This window comes from Aliigemmobacter aestuarii, assembly GCF_004799285.1.
GTDB lineage: Bacteria > Pseudomonadota > Alphaproteobacteria > Rhodobacterales > Rhodobacteraceae > Aliigemmobacter > Aliigemmobacter aestuarii.
In genome coordinates this window covers 1694254-1714594 of sequence record NZ_SSND01000001.1, presented here as the reverse complement: position 1 = coordinate 1714594, position 20341 = coordinate 1694254, and the positions used below count along the sequence as shown (strand labels likewise).

Annotated in this window: 17 protein-coding genes and 1 pseudogene; 11 read left to right on the top strand and 7 right to left on the bottom strand. The window is 64.7% G+C overall.

Translation table 11 applies throughout. From position 1 onward, the window contains the following. The first annotated feature begins 4 nt into the window (after nt 1–4). The 3 genes from E7811_RS08345 to E7811_RS08335 all read left to right on the top strand — a co-directional run bounded on the left by E7811_RS08345 (nt 5) and on the right by E7811_RS08335 (nt 2082). Nucleotides 5–277, top strand: a complete 273-nt coding sequence (locus E7811_RS08345) for a YciI family protein (RefSeq protein ID WP_136394056.1) — start codon at nt 5–7, stop codon at nt 275–277. Continuing rightward, nucleotides 277–696 carry an EVE domain-containing protein gene (locus E7811_RS08340; protein ID WP_136394055.1) on the top strand — a complete coding sequence of 140 codons (420 nt, stop codon included), beginning with the start codon at nt 277–279 and terminating at the stop codon, nt 694–696. The genes E7811_RS08345 and E7811_RS08340 overlap by 1 nt, the downstream gene beginning before the upstream one ends. Nucleotides 697–951: 255 nt before the next feature. Continuing rightward, nucleotides 952–2082, top strand: coding sequence for a WD40/YVTN/BNR-like repeat-containing protein (locus tag E7811_RS08335; protein ID WP_136394054.1), 1131 nt, complete (start codon nt 952–954; stop codon nt 2080–2082). A gap of 49 nt (nt 2083–2131) precedes the next feature. On the opposite strand, the gene E7811_RS08330 is transcribed toward E7811_RS08335, so the two are convergent. The 3 genes from E7811_RS08330 to ahcY form a co-directional block, all read right to left on the bottom strand. Then, a complete protein-coding gene (locus tag E7811_RS08330) occupies nt 2132–2473 on the bottom strand; it encodes a DUF2853 family protein (RefSeq protein ID WP_136394053.1) in 342 nt (113 codons plus the stop codon). Between the two features lie 118 nt (nt 2474–2591). Next, nucleotides 2592–3182 carry a class I SAM-dependent methyltransferase gene (locus tag E7811_RS08325; protein WP_136394052.1) on the bottom strand — a complete coding sequence of 197 codons (591 nt, stop codon included), beginning with the start codon at nt 3180–3182 and terminating at the stop codon, nt 2592–2594. Between the two features lie 155 nt (nt 3183–3337). Next, nucleotides 3338–4732: an adenosylhomocysteinase gene (gene ahcY / locus E7811_RS08320; protein WP_136394051.1), complete on the bottom strand. Its 1395-nt coding sequence runs from the start codon at nt 4730–4732 to the stop codon at nt 3338–3340. Between the two features lie 63 nt (nt 4733–4795). Here ahcY and E7811_RS08315 point away from each other — a divergent pair, with 63 nt between their 5' ends. After that, complete coding sequence (locus E7811_RS08315; protein ID WP_211092088.1) at nt 4796–5434, top strand: HD domain-containing protein; 639 nt, start codon at nt 4796–4798, stop codon at nt 5432–5434. A gap of 49 nt (nt 5435–5483) precedes the next feature. Here the strand turns inward: E7811_RS08315 and E7811_RS08310 are convergent, their stop codons facing one another. From E7811_RS08310 to E7811_RS08300, 3 genes are all read right to left on the bottom strand, one after another. After that, the gene (locus E7811_RS08310; RefSeq protein WP_136394050.1) at nt 5484–5798 is read right to left on the bottom strand and encodes an H-NS histone family protein; all 315 of its coding nucleotides are present in this window, start codon (nt 5796–5798) and stop codon (nt 5484–5486) included. A 136-nt stretch (nt 5799–5934) separates the two neighbouring features. After that, complete coding sequence (locus tag E7811_RS08305; RefSeq protein WP_136394049.1) at nt 5935–6489, bottom strand: ActR/PrrA/RegA family redox response regulator transcription factor; 555 nt, start codon at nt 6487–6489, stop codon at nt 5935–5937. Between the two features lie 57 nt (nt 6490–6546). Beyond that, on the bottom strand, nt 6547–7179 hold the full coding sequence (locus E7811_RS08300) for an SCO family protein (protein ID WP_136394048.1): 633 nt from the start codon (nt 7177–7179) through the stop codon (nt 6547–6549). Nucleotides 7180–7292: 113 nt separating this feature from the next. Here E7811_RS08300 and regB point away from each other — a divergent pair, with 113 nt between their 5' ends. From regB to addA, 7 genes and pseudogenes are all read left to right on the top strand, one after another. After that, a complete protein-coding gene (gene regB / locus E7811_RS08295; RefSeq protein WP_136394047.1) occupies nt 7293–8681 on the top strand; it encodes a sensor histidine kinase RegB in 1389 nt (462 codons plus the stop codon). Between the two features lie 88 nt (nt 8682–8769). Then, nucleotides 8770–10359 carry a PAS-domain containing protein gene (locus tag E7811_RS08290; protein ID WP_136394046.1) on the top strand — a complete coding sequence of 530 codons (1590 nt, stop codon included), beginning with the start codon at nt 8770–8772 and terminating at the stop codon, nt 10357–10359. Beyond that, nucleotides 10250–10825, top strand: a pseudogene (gene tsaE, locus E7811_RS18195) (tRNA (adenosine(37)-N6)-threonylcarbamoyltransferase complex ATPase subunit type 1 TsaE); the annotation flags it as partial. The gene E7811_RS08290 and the pseudogene tsaE, both read left to right, overlap by 110 nt. 84 nt (nt 10826–10909) lie before the next feature. Next, nucleotides 10910–11917 carry an aminoglycoside phosphotransferase family protein gene (locus E7811_RS08285; protein ID WP_246020321.1) on the top strand — a complete coding sequence of 336 codons (1008 nt, stop codon included), beginning with the start codon at nt 10910–10912 and terminating at the stop codon, nt 11915–11917. Next, on the top strand, nt 11902–12606 hold the full coding sequence (locus tag E7811_RS08280; protein WP_136394044.1) for a nucleotidyltransferase family protein: 705 nt from the start codon (nt 11902–11904) through the stop codon (nt 12604–12606). The genes E7811_RS08285 and E7811_RS08280 overlap by 16 nt, the downstream gene beginning before the upstream one ends. Next, nucleotides 12599–15577, top strand: coding sequence for a double-strand break repair protein AddB (addB, locus tag E7811_RS08275; RefSeq protein WP_136394043.1), 2979 nt, complete (start codon nt 12599–12601; stop codon nt 15575–15577). Before E7811_RS08280 ends, addB begins: the two co-directional genes overlap by 8 nt. Continuing rightward, entirely contained in the window at nt 15574–18870 is a 3297-nt protein-coding gene (gene addA / locus E7811_RS08270) for a double-strand break repair helicase AddA (RefSeq protein ID WP_136394042.1), read from the top strand. The genes addB and addA overlap by 4 nt, the downstream gene beginning before the upstream one ends. Here addA and E7811_RS08265 read toward each other — a convergent pair. Beyond that, nucleotides 18867–20237, bottom strand: a complete 1371-nt coding sequence (locus E7811_RS08265) for a phosphohexomutase domain-containing protein (RefSeq protein WP_136394041.1) — start codon at nt 20235–20237, stop codon at nt 18867–18869. The genes addA and E7811_RS08265 overlap by 4 nt on opposite strands. Between the last annotated feature and the right edge of the window lie 104 nt (nt 20238–20341).

The window sequence follows — 20341 nt, the reverse complement described above, 5'->3', positions numbered from 1 at the left end:
TCCCATGCGCGTCGCGCTGATCTGCATCGACAAACCCGACAGCCTTTCGATCCGTCAGGAAAACCGCCCGGCACACCTGGAACACATCCGGGAAAGCGGCATCGTGGAAATGGCGGGTCCGTTCCTGAGCCCTGCGGGCGAGATGACCGGATCGCTTGTGATCCTGAATGTCGAAACGCTTGCGGACGCCGAGGCCTGGGCCAAGGCGGACCCCTATGCCAAGGCAGGGCTTTTCGCCAGCGTCGACATCCGCGAATGGAAGAAGGTGGTCGGCTGATGGCCTACTGGCTGTTCAAATCCGAACCGGACACCTGGAGCTGGGATCAGCAGGTGGCCAAGGGCGCCGCGGGCGAGGAATGGGGCGGGGTCCGCAACTATCAGGCCCGCAACAACATGCGCGCGATGAAGATCGGCGACCTGGGATTCTTCTATCATTCGAACGTCGGGAAAGAGGTTGTGGGCATTGTCGAGGTCTGCGCCGAAAGCGCCCCCGACAGCACAACGGACGATCCGCGTTGGGATTGCGTGCATATCCGGGCCGTGCGGCCGCTGGCCCGGCCCGTGACGCTGGAAGATTGCAAGGTGGAACCGGGGCTGGAAAAGATGGCGCTGGTCAATAACACCCGCCTTTCGGTCCAGCCCGTGACGGACGAGGAATGGCGGATCGTGTGCCGGATGGGCGGCGTGGAACCCTGATGTTTTCTGGAAATGGAGGGCCCCGCACCCCTACGGGACCCTCCATCCACCCCACGCGCTCCCCTAGCACCGCACGTGTTCCGAAAGGGTCCCGGGCATCCTGCCCTGTTGCCTTATCCTTAGCCGAATCGCGCGACGAGGGCAAAGCCGAAGCCCGACAAGTTTGAACCAACTCATTCTAAAATCAGGTTCTTTCCAATTCGCTTTGGGCCTGACGGGTTCGTGCTAGACTGCGCTTGCGAACGGGAGGGTCCGATGCAGGTCTTGCTTGTCGGAACGACGAAGGGTGCTTTCCTGCTGGAAAACGGTCGAACGGGCTGGCGGGCACGGGGGCCATTCTGCGACGGATGGCCGATCAACCAGATGGCGGGCGATCCGGCCGGGGGAACGATCTGGGCCGCGGGCGGGAATGACTGGTTCGGTGCCGGCATCTGGCGTTCGGATGATGGCGGGGCGACGTGGTCGCTGTCGCTGTTGTCGAACGGACAGATGGATGCATGGTTGGCCAATGACCCGACCTTCGTCGAAATGGCGGGCCGCGGCCCCGACCCGGACGCGCCCTTCAAGGGCACGGTGGATTCGGTCTGGTCGATCCATCACGCCGGAAACCGGCTCTATGCCGGCACGAAACCCGCCAATCTGTTCGTCAGCGATGACCGGGGCATGACCTGGACGCGCTGCGAGGGGCTGGCGCAACACCCCAGCCGGGACGAATGGAACCCCGGCGCGGCGGGGCTTGTCCTGCACACGGTCGTCACCGACGAAGCCGATGCAAACCGGCTCTGGATCGGGATATCGGCAGCGGGTGTCTTTGCCAGCGAGGATCGCGGCGAAACCTGGGACAGGCGCAACCGGCTGACCAATGCGGCCGCCGATCATGGCGGGCACCGGCATCCGGCCGCACCCTGCGGCCACGAGATCGGCCATTGCGTGCACAACATGGGACGGTCGGCCGAGGGCGTGATCTGGCAGCAGAACCATCACGGCGTGTTCCGCAGCACCGATGATGGCCGCAACTGGCAGGACGTGACCGAAGGCCTGCCCTCCACCTTCGGGTTCCCGGTCGCCGCGCATCCCGCCGACTCGCAGACTGCCTGGGTCGTGCCGCTGAACGGCGACATGCAGGGACGCTATCCGCCGGATGCGGCCTGCGCCGTCTGGCGCACGCAGGATGGCGGCCAGACATGGCAGGCGCTGCGCAACGGATTGCCGCAGGAAGGCTGCTTCTTCACCGTCCTGCGGCAGGCGATGGCGATCGACGCCGATGCCCGCCTGTCCTTCGGCACAAACAGCGGATCAGTCTTCCACAGCGACGACGGGGGCGAGACATGGCAAGAGATTGCGCGGCATCTGCCAACGGTGCTGAGCGTGGACGTCCTGCAATGAAAAGCCCGCGCCCCACGGGGAACGCGGGCCATCACACCTGCGGGGCGTCTTACTTGTAGACGCCTTCCTTGCCGAAATGCTTGGTCAGCATGTAGTAGACGACGGCGCGGTACTTGTTGCGCTCGGACTTGCCGTAGGTATCGACGACGGCATCGATCGCCTCGCCCAGCTTGGGGCTGTCGGCCAGGCCAAGCTTCTTCATCAGGAAGTTCTTCTTCACCCGTTCGATCTCTTCAGGGTCCGAGGCCGCGACGGTTTCGCTGTCGGCGTTGTAGATCGCGGGACCGCAGCCGATGGTCACCTTCGTCAGAAGGGCCATGTCGGGATTCATCTTGCACTTGTTGCGCAGATCGTCGGCATACTTGGCGATCAGTTCGTCACGTTTGCTCATTCTATCAGGCTCCTCGTTCCCGTTGGTTTTCACTTGGCCGCACGGCCCGGACACATCCGGGATCAGCGGAATGCCGAAAGCTTAGGCGAAACTCATTCGCCCACAAAGGGAAATATGGCTATTTCTTTCCCCCCCGGGCCTTGGGCGCGGGACGGTTCAGACGGATCGTCCACTGGTTCGCCATCAGGCTCAGGCTGGCCTGATCGCCCAGTCCGGCAACGGCCTTTTCCACGGCATGCTTCACCGGGGCGCCGCTTGTGGTGGCCTGCCAGTTGAAATCGTCGCCGCAGATGATGCCGTCGTGCTTCACCTTCTTCAGGCTCAGCGCGATGTCATTGTCGATGAAGGGTTCGTTGTGGTTTCCGTCGAGATAGACCCAGTCGAGGTATCCATCCTTCAACGCGGCCAGCGCCTCGTCCGAGGTCGCCCGGTGGATGATCACCCGTTTGTCGTCACGGAAGGCCGCGACGACGCCCTGATAGATCTCTTCCATCCGGTTTTCGTTCTTCTTGCGGCCGAAACCGGTATTCGCGAACTCGGGCTGGTAAAGCCACGGGTCGATCAGGTGAAGTTCCTTCGGCTGGCAGATTTCCAGAATGCGTTTCGAGAAATTGCCTTCCCAGACGCCCACCTCGGCCACGATCCCGCCTTTCGGCAGGCTTTCCAGCAGCTTGCCGCGGACGCGATCACGTTTGCTTTCTTCTTCCATTGGTCACTGCCCATACCATTGATTGTTTTTTGGCGCAGAATAGGCAGGGCGCGACACGTTTGCAAAAGAATGGACAAGGCAGCCGGGGGGAAGTTGCAAAAAGAACGCAGCGCCCCGCAAAGGGCGCTGCGCCGAACCGAATGAACTTCGTGCGGTCAGTAGCGGTAGTGATCCGACTTGAACGGCCCGTCGACCTTGACGCCGATGTAATCGGCCTGTTCCGGGCGCAGTTCGGTCAGTTTCACGCCGATCTTCTTCAGATGCAGGCGGGCCACCTTTTCATCCAGGTGCTTCGGCAGGATGTAGACGCCGGGGGCATAATCCTTGCCCTTGGTCCACAGTTCGATCTGCGCAAGAACCTGGTTGGTGAACGAGGCCGACATCACGAACGAAGGATGCCCGGTGGCATTGCCGAGGTTCAAGAGACGGCCTTCGGACAGAAGGATGATACGGCTGCCCGAAGGCATTTCGATCATGTCCACCTGATCCTTGATGTTGGTCCATTTGTGGTTGCGCAGGGCCGCGACCTGGATCTCGTTGTCGAAATGGCCGATGTTGCCGACGATGGCCATGTCCTTCATCTCGCGCATGTGCTCGATACGGATCACGTCCTTGTTGCCGGTGGTGGTGATGAAGATGTCGGCATCCCGCACCACATCTTCCAGCACGACAACCTCGAAGCCGTCCATCGCCGCCTGAAGCGCGCAGATCGGGTCAACCTCGGTCACCTTCACGCGGGCACCGGCGCCGCGGAGCGAGGCGGCCGAGCCCTTGCCCACATCGCCGTAACCGCAGACGACGGCCACCTTGCCGGCCATCATCGTATCGGTGGCGCGGCGGATGCCATCGACCAGGGATTCCTTGCAGCCATACTTGTTGTCGAACTTCGACTTCGTCACACTGTCGTTCACGTTGATCGCCGGGAAGGGCAGCATGCCCTTCTTGTGCAGGTCATACAGACGATGCACGCCGGTGGTGGTTTCCTCGGACACGCCCTTGATGGCTTCACGCTGTTTCGTGAACCAGCCGGGCGACTCCGCCAGACGCTTCTTGATCTGGTTGAACAGGCAGACTTCTTCGTCACTGGTCGGCACGGTGATCAGGTCGGTTTCACCGGCCTCGACCCGCGCACCAAGCAGGATATACAGCGTTGCATCCCCGCCATCGTCGAGGATCATGTTGCAGGTGCCTTCCGGGAACTGGAAGATCTTGTCGGTATAGGCCCAGTAATCTTCCAGCGATTCGCCCTTGATCGCAAAGACCGGCACGCCCGAAGCGGCAATTGCCGCCGCCGCGTGATCCTGCGTCGAGAAGATGTTGCACGAGGCCCAGCGCACATCCGCACCCAGCGCGACAAGCGTTTCGATCAGGACGGCGGTCTGGATCGTCATGTGCAGCGATCCGGCGATGCGGGCGCCCTTGAGGGGTTTTGCCGCGCCGAATTCCTCGCGCAGCGCCATCAGGCCCGGCATTTCCGTTTCGGCGATATCCAGCTCTTTCCGGCCGAATTCGGCCAGCCCGATATCCCTGACTATGTAATCCTTCGCCATTTGGCGCACTCCTTGGCAATTCTCGCTTTGCGGTGCACATAGCACCTTGAAGGGTTCGCGACAATGTCGGGGGAAAAGCAAAGCATCATGCCTGTGTCCGAAAGCGGCAAGGGCCGCACACCGCGTGCATGGCAGCGCATGCTGTCGGGCCGCCGGCTTGATCTTCTCGACCCGACACCGGTCGATATAGAGATCGAGGATATTGCCCACGGCCTTGCCTTCGTGGCGCGCTGGAATGGTCAGACCCTGGGGGATTGGCCCTATTCGGTGGCCGAACACTCCCTTCTGGTGGAACGGCTGTTCAGCCGACAGAATCCCGATATCGCCCCCCGCTGGCAATTGGCCGCGCTGCTGCATGACGCCCCCGAATATGTGATCGGCGACATGATCAGCCCGGTGAAGGCCGCCGTCGGTCCGGGATATGGCGCACTTGACGAAAGGCTGACCGCCGCGATCCACTTGCGGTTCGGTCTTCCGGCCGTGACGCCGTCGCCGATCAAGAAGGCGATCAAGGCGGCCGACCGGATTTCGGCATGGATGGAGGCGGTTCACATCGCCGGTTTTTCCCGGACCGAGGCCGATCGCCTGTTCGGATGTCCCGACCCCGGCCTTATTTCGGGGATGGTGATCGAACTGCGCCCCCCTGCCGAGGTGCGCGCCAATTTCATCAGCCGGCACCGGGAATTGATGGAAAACATGTGATCGCGTGGCGTACGTCGCTTGACCCGCCACGCAACCGGATTCGTCAGCCTCAGATAGCCAGATCCGAGGGCGATTTGCCGGCTTTCAGCGCCTCTTCGAACCAGCGCGGCTTGCGCCCGCGCCCCGACCAGGTTTCCGACCTGTTGGCGGGATTGGCGTATTTCGGCGCAACCGGGGCCTTCGTCCGACCGGTCGAAGCCCCGGTCAGTTCGGCAAGCGAGAAACCCATCTGGCGGGCCTTTTCCTCAAGCTCGGCAAGGGCTTCCTTCTTGCGGCGATCCTCATAGCTGGAAATGGCGCGCGCAATGCGGGCCTGAAGTTCCTTCAGCTCCTTGAGCGAAAGGGAATTGATATCGGTATCCACGTCTGATCCTTTCGAAGATCCGTCATTCGAATTGAAAACGGATCATTGCTTCCACAAAAACGTCCCGCTTTAAAAGCGGATGTAAAATGTGGATATCCGATCAGACGTGAATTGGCCAGAAATTCCGGAAATGGCTTCAGCGCGGGCTGCGTTTGGCCAGAATTCTCTGAAGGGTCCGGCGATGCATGTTCAGGCGACGGGCGGTTTCGGAAACGTTCCGGTCGCACATTTCATAGACCCGCTGGATATGTTCCCAACGCACCCGATCAGCCGACATAGGATTTTCCGGTGGCGGCGGAAGGGCATCGCCCTTTGCCAGAAGTGCCGCGGTAATTTCGTTTGCATCGGCCGGTTTTGAAAGATAATCGGTGGCACCGACCTTCACCGCAGCAACCGCCGTGGCAATCGCCCCGTATCCGGTCAGTACGACGATCCGGCAATCCGGGCGCTTTTCGCGCAGGGTTTCCACCACATCAAGGCCGTTGCCGTCTTCAAGCCGAAGATCCACCACCGCATAAGCTGGCGGTCGGGTCTGGGCAATGGCCTTTCCGGCGGCAACACTTTCCGCGGTTTCCGGAATGAAGCCCCGCTTTTCCATCGCCCGGGCAAGGCGTTTCACGAAGGCTTCGTCATCGTCAACAAGCAGCAGGCTGCGATCCGGCCCCAGTTCCGCACCCAGATCTTCGGACATTTGCGTTTCCTTACTATTCACGAATTGGAATGAATCTAGGTTGCTTTTGCCCGCTGGTCAATTTTGACCTTGGGTTGCCGCCGCCTCGACGAAACAGGCCACACGCTGTGCCATTTCATCCGGCGTCTCTTCGCGCCGGAAGAATTCCACGAAGCCGATTTCAGGAAAGACCAGATAGGTAAAGGTCGAATGGTCGATCAGATAGAACTCTTCTTCGGGATCCTGGATCTTGAAATAGGTCTTGTAGGCTTTTGACGCTTCCTGGATCTGTTCGGGCGTTCCGGTCAGGCCGATCATGCGCGGGTGCAGGTTATCGGTGAAATCGCGCAGAACCTCGGGCGTGTCGCGCTTCGGATCGACCGAGATGAACACCGGGGTAACCTCGATGCCCCTCTCTTCAAGGATATCCACCGCCTCGGCGTTGCGCGCATTGTCCAGCGGGCAGACATCCGGGCAGAAGGTATAGCCGAAATACACAAGCGACGGCCCGGTGATCACGTCCCTGTCGGTGACGGTCTTTTCGTTCTCGTCGATCAGCGTGAACGGGCCGCCGATGGCACCACCGCCGACCTGCCCGCCCCGGCACTGGGCAAAGACGTCATCCGGCGCTGCAAGCTGGCTGTAAAGGTAGGTGCCCCCGACCAGCGCCACGATGGCGCCGGCAGCGACCCCGGCGTAAAGCTTCATCATCATTCACCCTTGCATTCCGATGCGCGGTCACCCGCGTCAAACATGCGTCATTGATCCTTCATTGCGGGCTTCGTAACAATGGAAAAATCCCTTCCGCGACAGCAAGGCGCGTCATGACACCTCCGCTTGCGGGCATCAATGTCCGCACCGACACCCGCGAAAGCATGCGGCTTCGGACGCTGATCCTGTTGCGGTGGATGGCGATCGCCGGCCAACTTGCGGCGATTGCGGTCAGCATCCGGTATTTCGACATGCAGGTGCCTCTGGGCCTCTGCTTCATGACGATCGGCGCCTCGATCATCTCGAACCTGATCTTCATTTTCATCTTTCCGGAAAACAAAAGGCTGAGCGATACCGAAGCGCTCATGATCCTGCTGTTCGATCTGGCACAGCTTTGCCTGCTTCTGTTCCTGACGGGTGGCATGGACAATCCCTTTGCCCTGCTGGTGCTGGCGCCGGTGACGATCTCGGCCTCGGCGCTTCAGGTGCGCCAGACGGTGATCCTTGGGCTTGCGGCGATCGTCCTTGTCACCCTGACAGCGCTATTGAACATCCCGATGCGCCTTTCGGACGGCTCCGAATTCGCGGTCCCGCCGCTGTTCGAGTTCGGCTTCTGGCTGTCGATCGTGATCGGCGTCGTCTTCATGTCGCTTTATACGCAACGGGTTTCATCCGAAATCCGGACGATGTCAGACGCACTTCTGGCCACGCAGATGGCCCTCGCACGGGAACAGAAGCTGACCGATCTGGGCGGCGTCGTCGCCGCTGCGGCGCATGAACTGGGAACACCGCTGGCCACGATCAAGCTGGTGTCATCGGAACTGATCGAGGAACTGTCGGACCGGCCCGCGTTGCAGGATGACGCGCGGCTGATCCGCGATCAGGCCGACCGCTGCCGCGACATCATGCGATCCATGGGCAGGGCCGGCAAGGACGACAGGCAGATGCATCAGGCACCGCTGGATGCCGTTCTCCGCGAGGCCAGCGAACCCCACCTGAACCGCGGCAAGACCGTTCATTTCGAACTGGTCGCAGAAGCGGAAGGCGGGCGCCAGCCCACGATCCGCCGAAGCCCCGAGATCATCCACGGCCTGCGCAACCTGATGCAGAACGCAGTGGATTTCGCAGCCGGCAATGTCTGGGTTGAGGGCCGCTGGAGCGACCGCCGCATCGTCGTGCGCATCGTCGACGATGGCGACGGCTATCCGCCGCATCTGATCGGCCGCATCGGCGACCCGTTCGTGCGCAGACGCCGGAGCGAGACGGACGCGGCCAGACGCCCGGAATACGAAGGCATGGGCCTTGGGCTGTTCATCGCAAAGACCCTGCTGGAACGCACCGGCGCCGAGCTCAGCTTCGCGAACGGATCAGACCCGTTCCTGACCCCGGAAGAACGGCCCGAACGGTGCGGCGCGATCGTCGAGGTGATCTGGCCGGTGGACCGTATCCTTGCCCCGGCGCTGGACACACCGCTTGGGGAAAACGCCCCGATCGAGGGATAGCCCTTCCCGTCTTCTGCCTGCGGGTTAACGGGTCGTTAACACTGTCGCCTCTAGGTTGACGAGGTGAGTCCCCTGGTCGGCCGCGTGCATGGATATTTCGGTTCCCCTGGTCCTGTTGATTACCTCCGTCTCTGCCGGTGCCGTCACGCTGGGCCTTCTGGCAATGCATCTTTACGGCAGTCTCAGGCCAGTGGTCGTTCCGCGCAACTCGCTCTTTGCGGTGCAGGATGATGCACCGGTCTTCGTCTTTGACGGCCAGACGCTGCTGGATACCTCGCCTGCCGCACGCCGGCTGATCGGGCGGGCCATCGGCGACGGGCCCACGTGGAATGACGGCCGCGCCTGGGAAGCGGTCATGGGCTTTCTTGCCGCACGCTTTCCGGACCTCGCGGCACAGATCGACGGGCTGGGATCCACCGGCCAGATCACGCTGAACTCGGCCCGTAATGATGTGAACCCGCTTGTTCTTCATGCATCCCGCAACGGCGGCCTTCTGCGCCTGACGCTGTCGGATGCCGACAGCGAGGCCGCGCGGGGCCACGATCCGCTGACCGACCGGACCATCGCCGAAGAACTCGACCGGCTGCGCCGACTGGGCGCGCTGATCCCCTATCCGGTCTGGCGCGAAGATGCCGGGGGCCGCGTCACATGGGCAAACCAATCCTATCTGACCGGCCTGTGCGAAACCCGTGACGAGGGTATCGGATGGCCGCTGCCTCGGCTTTTCCCCGCAATGCCGCCGGGCGACACCAGCCATCGGGCGCAGCTGGAAAAGGGCGCTGTCACGCAGTGGTTCGACATCAGCGCGCATCCCGATGGCTGCGGCGAAACCCTGTACTTCGCCACGCCCGCGGATGCGGCCGTCAGCGCGGAAAAGGCACTGCGCGAATTCATGCAGACCCTGGCGCGGACCTTCGCACACCTCCCCGTCGGTCTTGCCGTGTTCGACCGCCAGCGCCAGCTTGCGATGTTCAACCCCGCGCTTGCGGACCTGACGGACCTGAAGGCCGATTTCCTGACGATGAAGCCCACGCTTTTCGCCTTGCTGGATCAGATGCGCGAGCGTCGCACGATCCCCGAGCCCAAGGATTACCGCAGCTGGCGCAAGCAGATGGCCGAGATCGAGAAGGCGGCGACCGCAGGCCAGTTTCAGGAAACCTGGAACCTGCCGGGCGGGCGCACCTACAGGGTCTCTGGCCGCCCGCATCCGAACGGGGCAATGGCCCTGATCATCGAGGACATCACCACCGAAATGTCCCGCGCGCGTCTGTTCCGCGCCAATCTGGAAATGGCCCAGTCCGTTCTGGACACACTGGCCGACGGGATTTCCGTGTTTTCGGAATCCGGCGTTCTGGTGATGTCGAACCGTGCCTATGCCGACCTGTGGGATCACGACCCGTCCGATGCCCTGGGTGCCGGCGCCATCGGCAGCATGTCCGCCCACTGGCAGGCCCGTTCGGCGCCGACGGAAACCTGGTCGCGGATCGAAGGCAGCATCCTGGGGCGCGAGGCGCGCGGCGAATGGACAGCCGATGTGCGGCTGACCGACGGACGGATCGTTTCGTGCCATGTCAGGCCATTGGGCGCCGGGGCGACGATGGTTTCGTTCCGCCTGCCGGAACCGGCCGATCCCGCGACGATGGCCGTTGGGCGGGAGCGTCCCAGACAACGCGCCTGACCGGTCCTGTTTCGCTTGCGGTCGGAACGCGGGTCGATACATTCGGCGCATGTCCGATCCCGGTTCCGTCCTTGTCCTTGATCTGCCAGATGAAAGCGCCACAGCGCGTCTGGGCCGATGCCTTGCCCGCCTCTTGCGGCCGGGCGACACCCTGCTTCTTGAAGGCGAAATCGGCGCCGGAAAATCCCATCTCGCCCGAAGCCTGATCCGCCAGCGGCTTGGCCGGATGGAGGATGTGCCATCCCCCACGTTCACATTGGTGCAGACATACGAGGCCGAAGACGGCGACATCTGGCACGCCGATCTGTACCGGCTGTCACAGCCCGACGAGATCGCCGAACTGGGGCTGGAAGAGGCATTCGCCACCGCCATCTGCCTTGTGGAATGGCCCCAGCGCCTGGGACGGTACGTGCCTGCGGATGCCATGACCCTGCGCCTGGAACGGAAGGGAGAGGGGCGCACCGCCACGATCCTTGCACCGACCCGTCCGGGATTTGCCGCGGCGCTGCGCGCTGTTTGGGATGATGCCGGGCCAGGGGGGGGCCGAGGCATGACAGACCGCGCGGCGCTGGCGCTGGATTTCCTGCAAACGCATGGCTGGGCCGACGCGCGGCGCTGGCCACTGGCGGGCGACGCCTCGGACCGCAGCTATCAGCGCCTTGCCCTTGGCGACCGACGGGCGGTTCTGATGGACGCCCCGCCGGGAAAGGGCGATGATCCCGCCGATTTCATCAAGATCGCCGAATTCCTTGGCCGTCTTGGCCTGTCGCCGCCCGCGATCCTTGCGCGCGACCTGAAGCATGGCTTTCTGTTGCTTGAGGATCTGGGCGACGACCTGTTCGCCCGCCTGATCGAACAGGAGCCTGCGCGCGAGGCCCCGCTTTGCCGGGCCGCCGCCGATGTGCTGATCCGCCTTCACCAGGCCGCACCGCCACCGGGCCTGCCCGACCTGACGGCAGCCGACTGGGCCGAGGCGGCGATGTTCTGCGTCGATTTCTACCGCCACGCGCTGACCGGCGATCATGCGGGGCGCGATGCCCTCCGGGCCGAGATGGAACACATCCTGACCGCCCATGCCGACGGGCCGCGCGTGGTGATCCTGCGGGACTATCACGCCGAAAACCTGCTGTGGCTTCCCGACCGCGAAGGTGTGCGGCGTGTCGGCCTGCTGGATTTCCAGCTGGCCCAGATGGGCCAGCCGGGCTATGACCTCGTGTCGCTTCTGCAGGACGCGCGGCGCGATGTGTCCGAGGCGACCGAGGCCGCGACGATCCGGCATTTCCTTGAACGCAGCGGGCGATCGGAACAGAGCTTCAGCGCGGCCTATGCCGCATTGGGCGCGCAGCGCGCCTTGCGGATCATCGGCATCTTTGCGCGCCTTTGCCTTGTTGGCGGAAAGGATCGCTATCTTGCCTTCCTGCCCCGCGTCTGGTCGCAACTTCAGCGCAACCTGGGCCATCCTGCGCTGTCGGACCTGGCGCGGATCGTGAATGAAACCCTTCCCGCACCCGACGCCGGTGCGATCGAAAGGATCAGGCTGCAATGCCGCAGGACGTGAATGCGATCATGGTCTTTGCCGCCGGGTTCGGAACCCGAATGGGCGAACTGACCCGCGCACAGCCAAAGCCGCTGATCCGCGTCAACGACGCGGCGCTGCTGGATCATGCGCTGGATCTGGCCGATGCGGCCGGGATCGGGCGGATCGTGGTCAACACCCATTACCTGGCCGATCAGATCGTCCGGCACCTTGGCACGCGCCCCGACATCGCCCTGTCGCACGAAGCGGATGAAATTCTGGAAACGGGCGGCGGGCTGAAACAGGCGCTTCCACTTCTGGGGCGCGGCCCGGTCCTGACCCTGAATTCGGATGCCGTCTGGACCGGGCAGAACCCACTGATCCAGTTGCTGCAGGCCTGGGACCCCGCAGAAATGGATGCGCTCTTGCTGCTGCTGCCCGCACCGCTGACGCGCGGGCACCGGGGCACGGGCGATTTCGTCATGGATCAGGCCGGGCGCATCCGGCGCGCCGGTGGCCAGCCGGGCCTGACCTATCTGGGCGCGCAGATCCTCAAGACCGATGGGCTGTCGGCGATCCCCGACCGGGTCTTTTCGCTGAACCGGCTGTGGGATCAGGCGATTGCAGAAGGTCGAGCCTTCGGTCTGGTGCACAACGGGCTCTGGTGCGACGTGGGCCACCCCGGCGGCATCGCCGAGGCCGAACAGATGCTGGCCGAAGCCGATGGATAGGGCGCGGCTGTTCACCGGGGCCGAGGCGACCGGGCCGCGCCTGTTCTGCCTGCCGCCCGGCGTCGATTTCCCGCGCCTCCTGATCGCGGGGCTGCGCGCGCGCCTTCAGGGCCAGCCGCCCGAGGCGATGGCGCGCATCACCCTGTTCGTGAACACCGAACGCATGCGCCGCCGCATCGTCGATCTGATGTCGGCCGAGGGCGCGGGTTTCCTGCCGCGCATCCGTCTTGTCACCGATCTTGCGCCCGAAGCGGCCCGCGCCGGCATCGCGGCCCCGGTGCCAACCCTTCGCCGCAGGCTCGAGATCGCGCAGCTTGTCCGCCGCCTGCTGGCGGTGGAGCCTGACTTGGCCCCGGCCAGCGCGGCCTATGATCTGGCCGACAGTCTGGCCGACCTGATCGACGAGATGCAGGGCGAAGGCGTGCTGCCGGAAACCGTCATGGGGCTGGATGTCTCGCAGCATTCGGCCCACTGGCAGCGCACGCAGAAGATCCTGAACATCGTCGTTCCGCTTTTCACCGATGGCGCCGCGCCGGATGCGCAGATGCAATTGCGCCGCACGGTCGAGGCGCTGGCCGGGGTGTGGAAGCTGACACCGCCCGCCGATCCCGTGGTGATTGCAGGCTCCACCGGGTCGCGCGGCACCACGGCGGCGTTGATGCGGCTTGTGGCGGGCCTTCCGCAGGGTGCCATCGTCCTGCCCGGATATGACGACGCCACACCGGCCAGCGTCTGGGACCGGCTGGAAGACGCGCTGACCGCCGAGGATCACCCGCAATACCGGTTCCATCGGCTGGTGCAGATGATGGGAATCGGCCACGCCGACATTCGCCCGTGGGTGGCGGCGCGGGCCCCCGCCCCGTCGCGCAACAGGCTGGTGTCCCTGGCCCTGCGCCCCGCTCCGATCACCGACCAGTGGATTGCCGAAGGCGCAACGCTGGATGATCTGCCGTCCGCGACCGAAGACATGACCCTGATCGAGGCCGAAAACCCCCGGCAAGAGGCGCTGGCGCTGGCACTGATCCTGCGCGAGGCGGCCGAAAGCGATATCCGCGTCGCCCTTATCACCCCGGATCGCGGGCTGACGCGGATGGTGACCGCGGCGCTGGATCGCTGGGGCATCCGGCCCGACGATTCCGCCGGCCGTCCGCTTGGACTGACGCCGCCGGGCAGGCTGTTGCGGCATCTGGCCGGCCTGTTCGGCCAGCGGATCACGGGCGAGGATCTGCTGATCCTGCTGAAACACCCGCTGACGGCGACCGGGGCCGACCGGGGCCAGCACCTTCTGTTCTCGCGCGATCTGGAACTGCATATCCGCAAGCACGGCCCCGCCTTCCCCACGGCACAGACAGTATCGGCATGGGGCAATGCGCAACGCACGCCCGAACGGGTCGCGCCCTGGTGCGAATGGATCGGGCGTGTCCTTTCGGCGCTGGCCGATCCGGAGGGCGAGACGGGCCCGATCGAACTGTCCGACCATGTGGCGCGGCACCTGGCGCTGGCCGAACTGCTGGCGCAGGGTCCGGGCAGCGCGCCATCGTCGCTCTGGGTCAGGGAAGCGGGCGAAATGGCCCGCAGCCTGATGGATAACCTGGCCACCGAGGCCCCCCACGGCGGGACGATGACGAACGCGGAATACCGCAACCTTCTTGATGCGCTTATCGCGCGCGGCGAGGTGCGCGAGGATGTCGTGGCGCATCCCCGGATCATGATCTGGGGCACGCTGGAGGCGCGCGTTCAGGGTGCCGATCTGGTGCTGCTCGCAGGGCTGAACGACGGGATCTGGCCGCAGCTTCCGCCCCCCGATCCATGGCTGAACCGGCAGATGCGCCTGGCTGCGGGCCTTTTGTTGCCGGAACGCCGGATCGGGCTTTCGGCGCATGATTTTCAGCAGGCCATCGCCGCGCCGCGCGTTGTCCTTTCCCGGTCGGTGCGCGACGCCGAGGCGCAAACGGTGCCTTCGCGCTGGTTGAACCGGCTTTCCAACCTGATGGCAGGCCTGCCCGACCGGCGCGGCCCCGAGGCGCTGGCTGCGATGCGCGACCGGGGGCGCCTGTGGCTTGACCGGGCCCGCCTTCTGGAAAGGCCGGAAACCGCGCTGGCCCCGGCGCCACGCCCTTCGCCCCGCCCCCCCGTGGCGGCGCGGCCCGACCGGCTTTCCGTCACCACGATCGCCCGGCTGATCCGCGACCCCTATGCAGTTTATGCGCGGCACGTCCTGCGCCTGTCGCCGTTGGATCCGCTGACGCAATCCCCCGATGCGCGGCTGCGTGGATCGGTTCTGCACCTGATCCTCGAAGCCTATGTGCGCGAACGCCGCAAGCACGCGACCGCAGGCGAACCGCGCGAGATGGCGCGCGCCCGGCTGATGGATATCACCCACCGGGTTCTGGAATCCGAGGTGCCATGGCCCGATGCCCGCGCCCTGTGGCAGGCCCGGTTGGCGCGCGCGGCAGATTTCTTTCTGGATCAGGACGAACGCCACGGCGGCACGCCGGTCGTTCTGGAAACGCGCGGCAAGGTCCGGCTTGATCCGCTGGATTTCACGCTGACCGCACAGCCGGACCGCATCGACCTGCTGCCCGACGGACGCATCCACCTGATCGACTACAAGACGGGCAACCCGCCCAGCGCCGACGCACAGAAGCATTTCGAAAAGCAGTTGCTGATCGAGGCCGCGATGGCCACTCGTGGGGCGTTCTCGGAACTCGGCCCGGTCGAACCAGCGCGCGCCACCTATGTCGGCCTTGGGGCTTCACCGGAAATTTCGGAACCCGATGTCGATGCGGCCACGCTGGAAACGGTCTGGGCCGATCTGATCCGGCTGATCCGGCGCTACATGCAGGCCGATCAGGGCTATACCTCGCGGCGCGCCCCGGCCAAGGCCGACGAGGCGGGCGACTATGACCATCTCGCCCGCTACGGCGAATGGGGCATGGGCGATGCGCCCGGACCGGAGGATGTGGGATGACGCGACCCCGCCCCAATGACGCAACCGAACGGCAGATCCGGGCCGCCGATCCGGCACAATCGACCTGGCTTTCGGCCAATGCCGGGTCGGGCAAGACGCGCGTTCTGACCGACCGTGTGGCGCGGCTTCTGCTGGACGGGACCGACCCGGCACGCATCCTGTGTCTGACCTACACCAAGGCCGCCGCGACCGAGATGCAGAACCGCCTGTTCCGGACGCTCGGCGAATGGGCGATGCTGCCCGATGCCGCCCTGTCTGACCGGCTGGCCGAACTGGGCGTCGAGATCGCACCCCGCCCAGCCCTGCTGGCGGATGCACGGCGGCTGTTCGCGCGTGCCATCGAAACGCCGGGCGGCCTGCGCATCCAGACGATCCATTCCTTCTGCGCCTCGCTTCTGCGGCGGTTCCCGCTCGAGGCGCGCATCTCGCCGCAGTTCACCGAAATGGACGAACGCGCGGCCAGCCTGATGATGCAGGAAATCGTCACCGAGATGGCCGCGTCGATCGCGCCCGATCTGGTCGAGGACCTTGCCGCTGTCTATTCGGGCGAGGATTTTTCCGAGGTCGCGCAATCCATCGTGGCCGATCGGGCGGGCTTCACGGCGCCTGCCGACCTTGATCATTGGCGCGCCCGGATGGGCCTGCCCTCAGGGTTCACGGCCGAAACCCTTCTGGCCGAGGTGTTTCTGGGCGACGAGGCCAGCCTGATTGCCGCGATGCGCCCCATCCTTCTGGCCAGCGCCAAGATCACGGACGCAAGGACGGCAGAAAACCTTGCTGCATTGCGCCTCGATGCGCCGACGACAAGGACGTTGGCCGATCTGGAACGGATCGTCCTCACGGGTGAGACGGCACAATCGCCCTATTCGGCAAAGGTGGGGTCGGTTCCCACAAAGGACACCCGCAATCGTCTTGGCGCACTGGCCGACCGGTTCGAACAGCTGATGCGGCGCGTCGAAGCCGCGCGGCCAAGGCGCATCGCGCTTGAAGCCGCCGAGAAAAGCCTGGCTCTGCACCGGTTCGCGCACGTGTTCCTGCAGGAATACGACCGGCGCAAGGCGAACCGCGCCGCGCTGGATTTCGATGACCTGATCGCCAAGGCGGTGGCGCTCTTGACCGATCCGGCGGTGGCTCAATGGGTGCTGTTCCGCCTGGATGGCGGCATCGACCACATTCTTGTGGACGAAGCGCAGGACACCTCGCCCCAGCAATGGCGCGTGATCGAACTGCTGGCACGGGAATTCACCGCAGGCCAGGGCGCGCGCGACATCGCCCGCACGGTCTTTGTCGTGGGCGACAAGAAGCAATCCATCTATTCCTTCCAGGGCGCCGATCTTCAGGCGTTCGACCGGATGCAGGGGCATTTCCGCCAGCGGTTTTCGGAAATCGGCCAGCCGATCCAGTCGCTCGATCTGGAATATTCGTTCCGGTCCTCTCCCGCGATCCTCGATCTCGTCGATGCGGTCTTTGCCCGGCACAGCGGTCGTGGCCTGGGCGGACAATGCCACCACCTTGCCTTCAATTCCGGGATGCCCGGGCGGGTGGAGCTTTGGCCTCCGATCCCGCCCTCGGGCAAGGCCGAGAAAGAGGAATGGTGGGACCCGGTCGACATCATCGGCGAGGAACACCACATCGCCCGCCTCGCTCGCGAGATTGCCGAGGAAATCGGGGCGCTGCTGGCGGCAGGCGTGCAGGTGCCGGTCAAGGGGGGGTTCCGCCCTGCCCATGCGGGCGATTTCCTGATCCTCGTGCGGCGGCGTTCGCCGCTCTTTTCCGAAATCATCCGCGCCTGCAAGAAGGCCGGCCTTCCCATCGCCGGGGCGGACCGGCTGAAACTGGGCGGGGAACTGGCGGTGAAGGACCTCGCCGCCGTCCTTTCCGTTCTGGCCACGCCCGAGGACGATCTGTCGCTGGCCGCGGCGCTGCGCTCGCCCCTGTTCGGCTGGACGGAAGACGATCTTTTCAGGCTGGCGCAAGGGCGCGAGGGATACCTCTGGCAAGCGCTGCGCGAAAAGGCCGACGACCACGGCGAAACGATGGCCATCCTGACCGACCTGCGCGATCAGGCCGATTTCCTGCGGCCCTATGACCTGATCGAACGGATCCTGACGCGGCACGACGGACGCCGGAAACTTCTGGCGCGTCTTGGCGCCGAGGCCGAGGACGGGATGGACGAACTGCTTTCGCAGGCGCTCGCCTACGAACGCAACGACGTGCCCAGCCTGACCGGCTTCCTGACATGGCTGCACACCGACGACGTGACCGTGAAACGGCAGATGGACAGCGTCGGCCAGCAGATCCGGGTGATGACGGTGCATGGCGCGAAGGGGCTTGAGGCGCCCTTCGTCATCCTGCCCGACACGGCCGACCGGACCCGGCAGGAACGCGGCGTCGCGATCCGTCTGGCAGACGGAACCATTGCCTGGCGGATGCCCAAGAAAGCCTCGCCGCCCGAGATCGAGACCGCCCGCGCCCTGCGCGAGGATCGCGAGGCCGAGGAACAGCTTCGCCTGCTTTATGTCGCGCTGACCCGTGCGCAATGCCGCCTGATCGTCGCCGCCACCGGCAAGTTGAGCGACGAAATGGCCTGGTACAACCTGGTTCGCGAGGGGATGGAAACGCTCGGCGCGCGCACTGCCGCCGATGGCCGACTTGTCCACGAAACCGGCGCCTGGCCAACCGGCACGCCAGCGGCGGTGGCGGATGCACGGCCAGAGGCACCGCTTCCCGAATGGGCGCGGCGGAAGTCACCCGACAGCCCGCGCCCGCCCCGACCGCTGTCACCCTCCGATCTTGGCGGGGCAAAGGTGATGCCGGGCGAAACCGACGGCAGCAGCGAAGAGTCGATGAAACGCGGAACAAGGCTGCACCTGCTGCTGGAACATCTGCCCGACGCGGACCCCGCCGAATGGCCCGCCCTGGCACGGCGCCTGCTTGAGGATGCGCCCGACAGCGACGATCTGCTGGCCGAGGCGCGCCCGGTCCTGATGGCGCCGCATCTTGCGCCGCTTTTCAAACCCGGCACGCTGGCCGAAGTGGCCGTCACCGCCGAATTCGAGGGGCAGCGCCTTTCCGGCACGATCGACCGTCTGGTCGTCGAACCCGAAAGGGTGCTGGCGGTTGACTTCAAGTCGAACCGGATCGTTCCCGACAAGGCCCAGGAAGTGCCCGACGGCATCCGCCGCCAGCTTGCGGCCTATGCTGCGGCGCTTGCGCAGATCTACCCCGACCGGCGGATCGAGGTTGCCGTTCTGTGGACGCGGACGGCAACCCTGATGCCAGTGCCGGTCTAGGCTTCGGACCGGATCAGCGTAGCAATCTTGTCCACCCCGTCCTGAACCCGCCGCGCATCGCCCCGCGCCTCGACATTCAGGCGCAAGAGCGGTTCGGTGTTCGATGACCGCAGGTTGAACCGCCAGTCCCGGAACGATAGGCCGACGCCGTCACTGTCGTCGCGGCTTTCCGCCTCTGCCTCGAACGCATCCAGGACGCGGCGAACAGCCGCGGCTGGATCCTTCAGCGCAAAGTTGATCTCGCCCGACGAGGGAAAGCGCGCGATGCGGTCGGCCAGAAGATCGGCCAGAGAAGCACCGCGACGGCCAATCAGTTCGGCGATCAGAAGCCAGGGAATCATGCCGGAATCGCAATACATGAAATCGCGGAAATAATGGTGCGCCGACATCTCGCCGCCATAGATCGCGTCATGATCGCGCATCGTCTGTTTCATGAAGGCGTGGCCGGTGCGCGACTGGATCCCGCGCCCGCCGCCCGACCGGATCACATCCTGCGTGTTCCAGACCACCCGCGGATCGTGCACGATCGCCTCGCCGGGATGATGGTCAAGGAAGACCTCGGCCAGAAGCCCGACGATGTATTCGCCCGGCACGAAGGTGCCAAGGTGATCGAACAGGAAGCACCGGTCGAAGTCGCCATCCCAGGCAACCCCGAAATCCGCGCCGTGCTGGCGCACCGCTTCGGCGGTCACCGGCTGGTTCTCGGGCAGAAGGGGGTTCGGGATGCCGTTCGGGAACTGGCCGTCGGGGTCATGGTGCATCCGCACGAAGGACAGGGGCGCACCCCGTTCGCGCAACCCATCGGCCAGGGCATCGAAGGTCGGGCCGGCTGCACCGTTGCCTGCGTTCACCAGTATCCGCAACGGGCGCAGTTGCGCGATGTCGACCATCGATAGGACACGGTCCACATAAGCCGCCCGGCAGGACGACACGTCGCGCAGCATACCCCGCGCCCCCACTGCGCGGAACGTGCCGCTTTCGGCCAGCGCGCGAATGGCCCCAAGGCCGCTGTCCTGGCCAAGCGGTGCCGACCCCGCCTTGACCATCTTCATCCCGTTGTAATCCATCGGGTTGTGCGAGGCGGTCACTTCGATCCCGCCATCCGCATCCAGATGGGCGGTCGCGAAATACATCTCTTCCGTGCCGCAAAGCCCGAGATCCAGCGCATCGGCGCCTGCATCGCGGACGCCCTCGACCACCGCATCCATCAACGCCTGCGAGGATGCGCGGACGTCACGACCCACCACGATGGTGCGCGCGTCAAGCACCTCTGCCGTTGCCCGCCCGATCCGGTAGGCAACCGATTCGTCCAGGTCGACGCCCAGCTTTCCGCGAACGTCATAGGCCTTGAAGCAGGTCAGATTCATCTCATTCGCCGTGTCAGTCTTTTGTCTACATGGGCGAGTCTGCACGCTTCCGGTGCGAACATAAAGATCGCGTGATGTCACCGACGGGTGAATTGCCGCGCGTT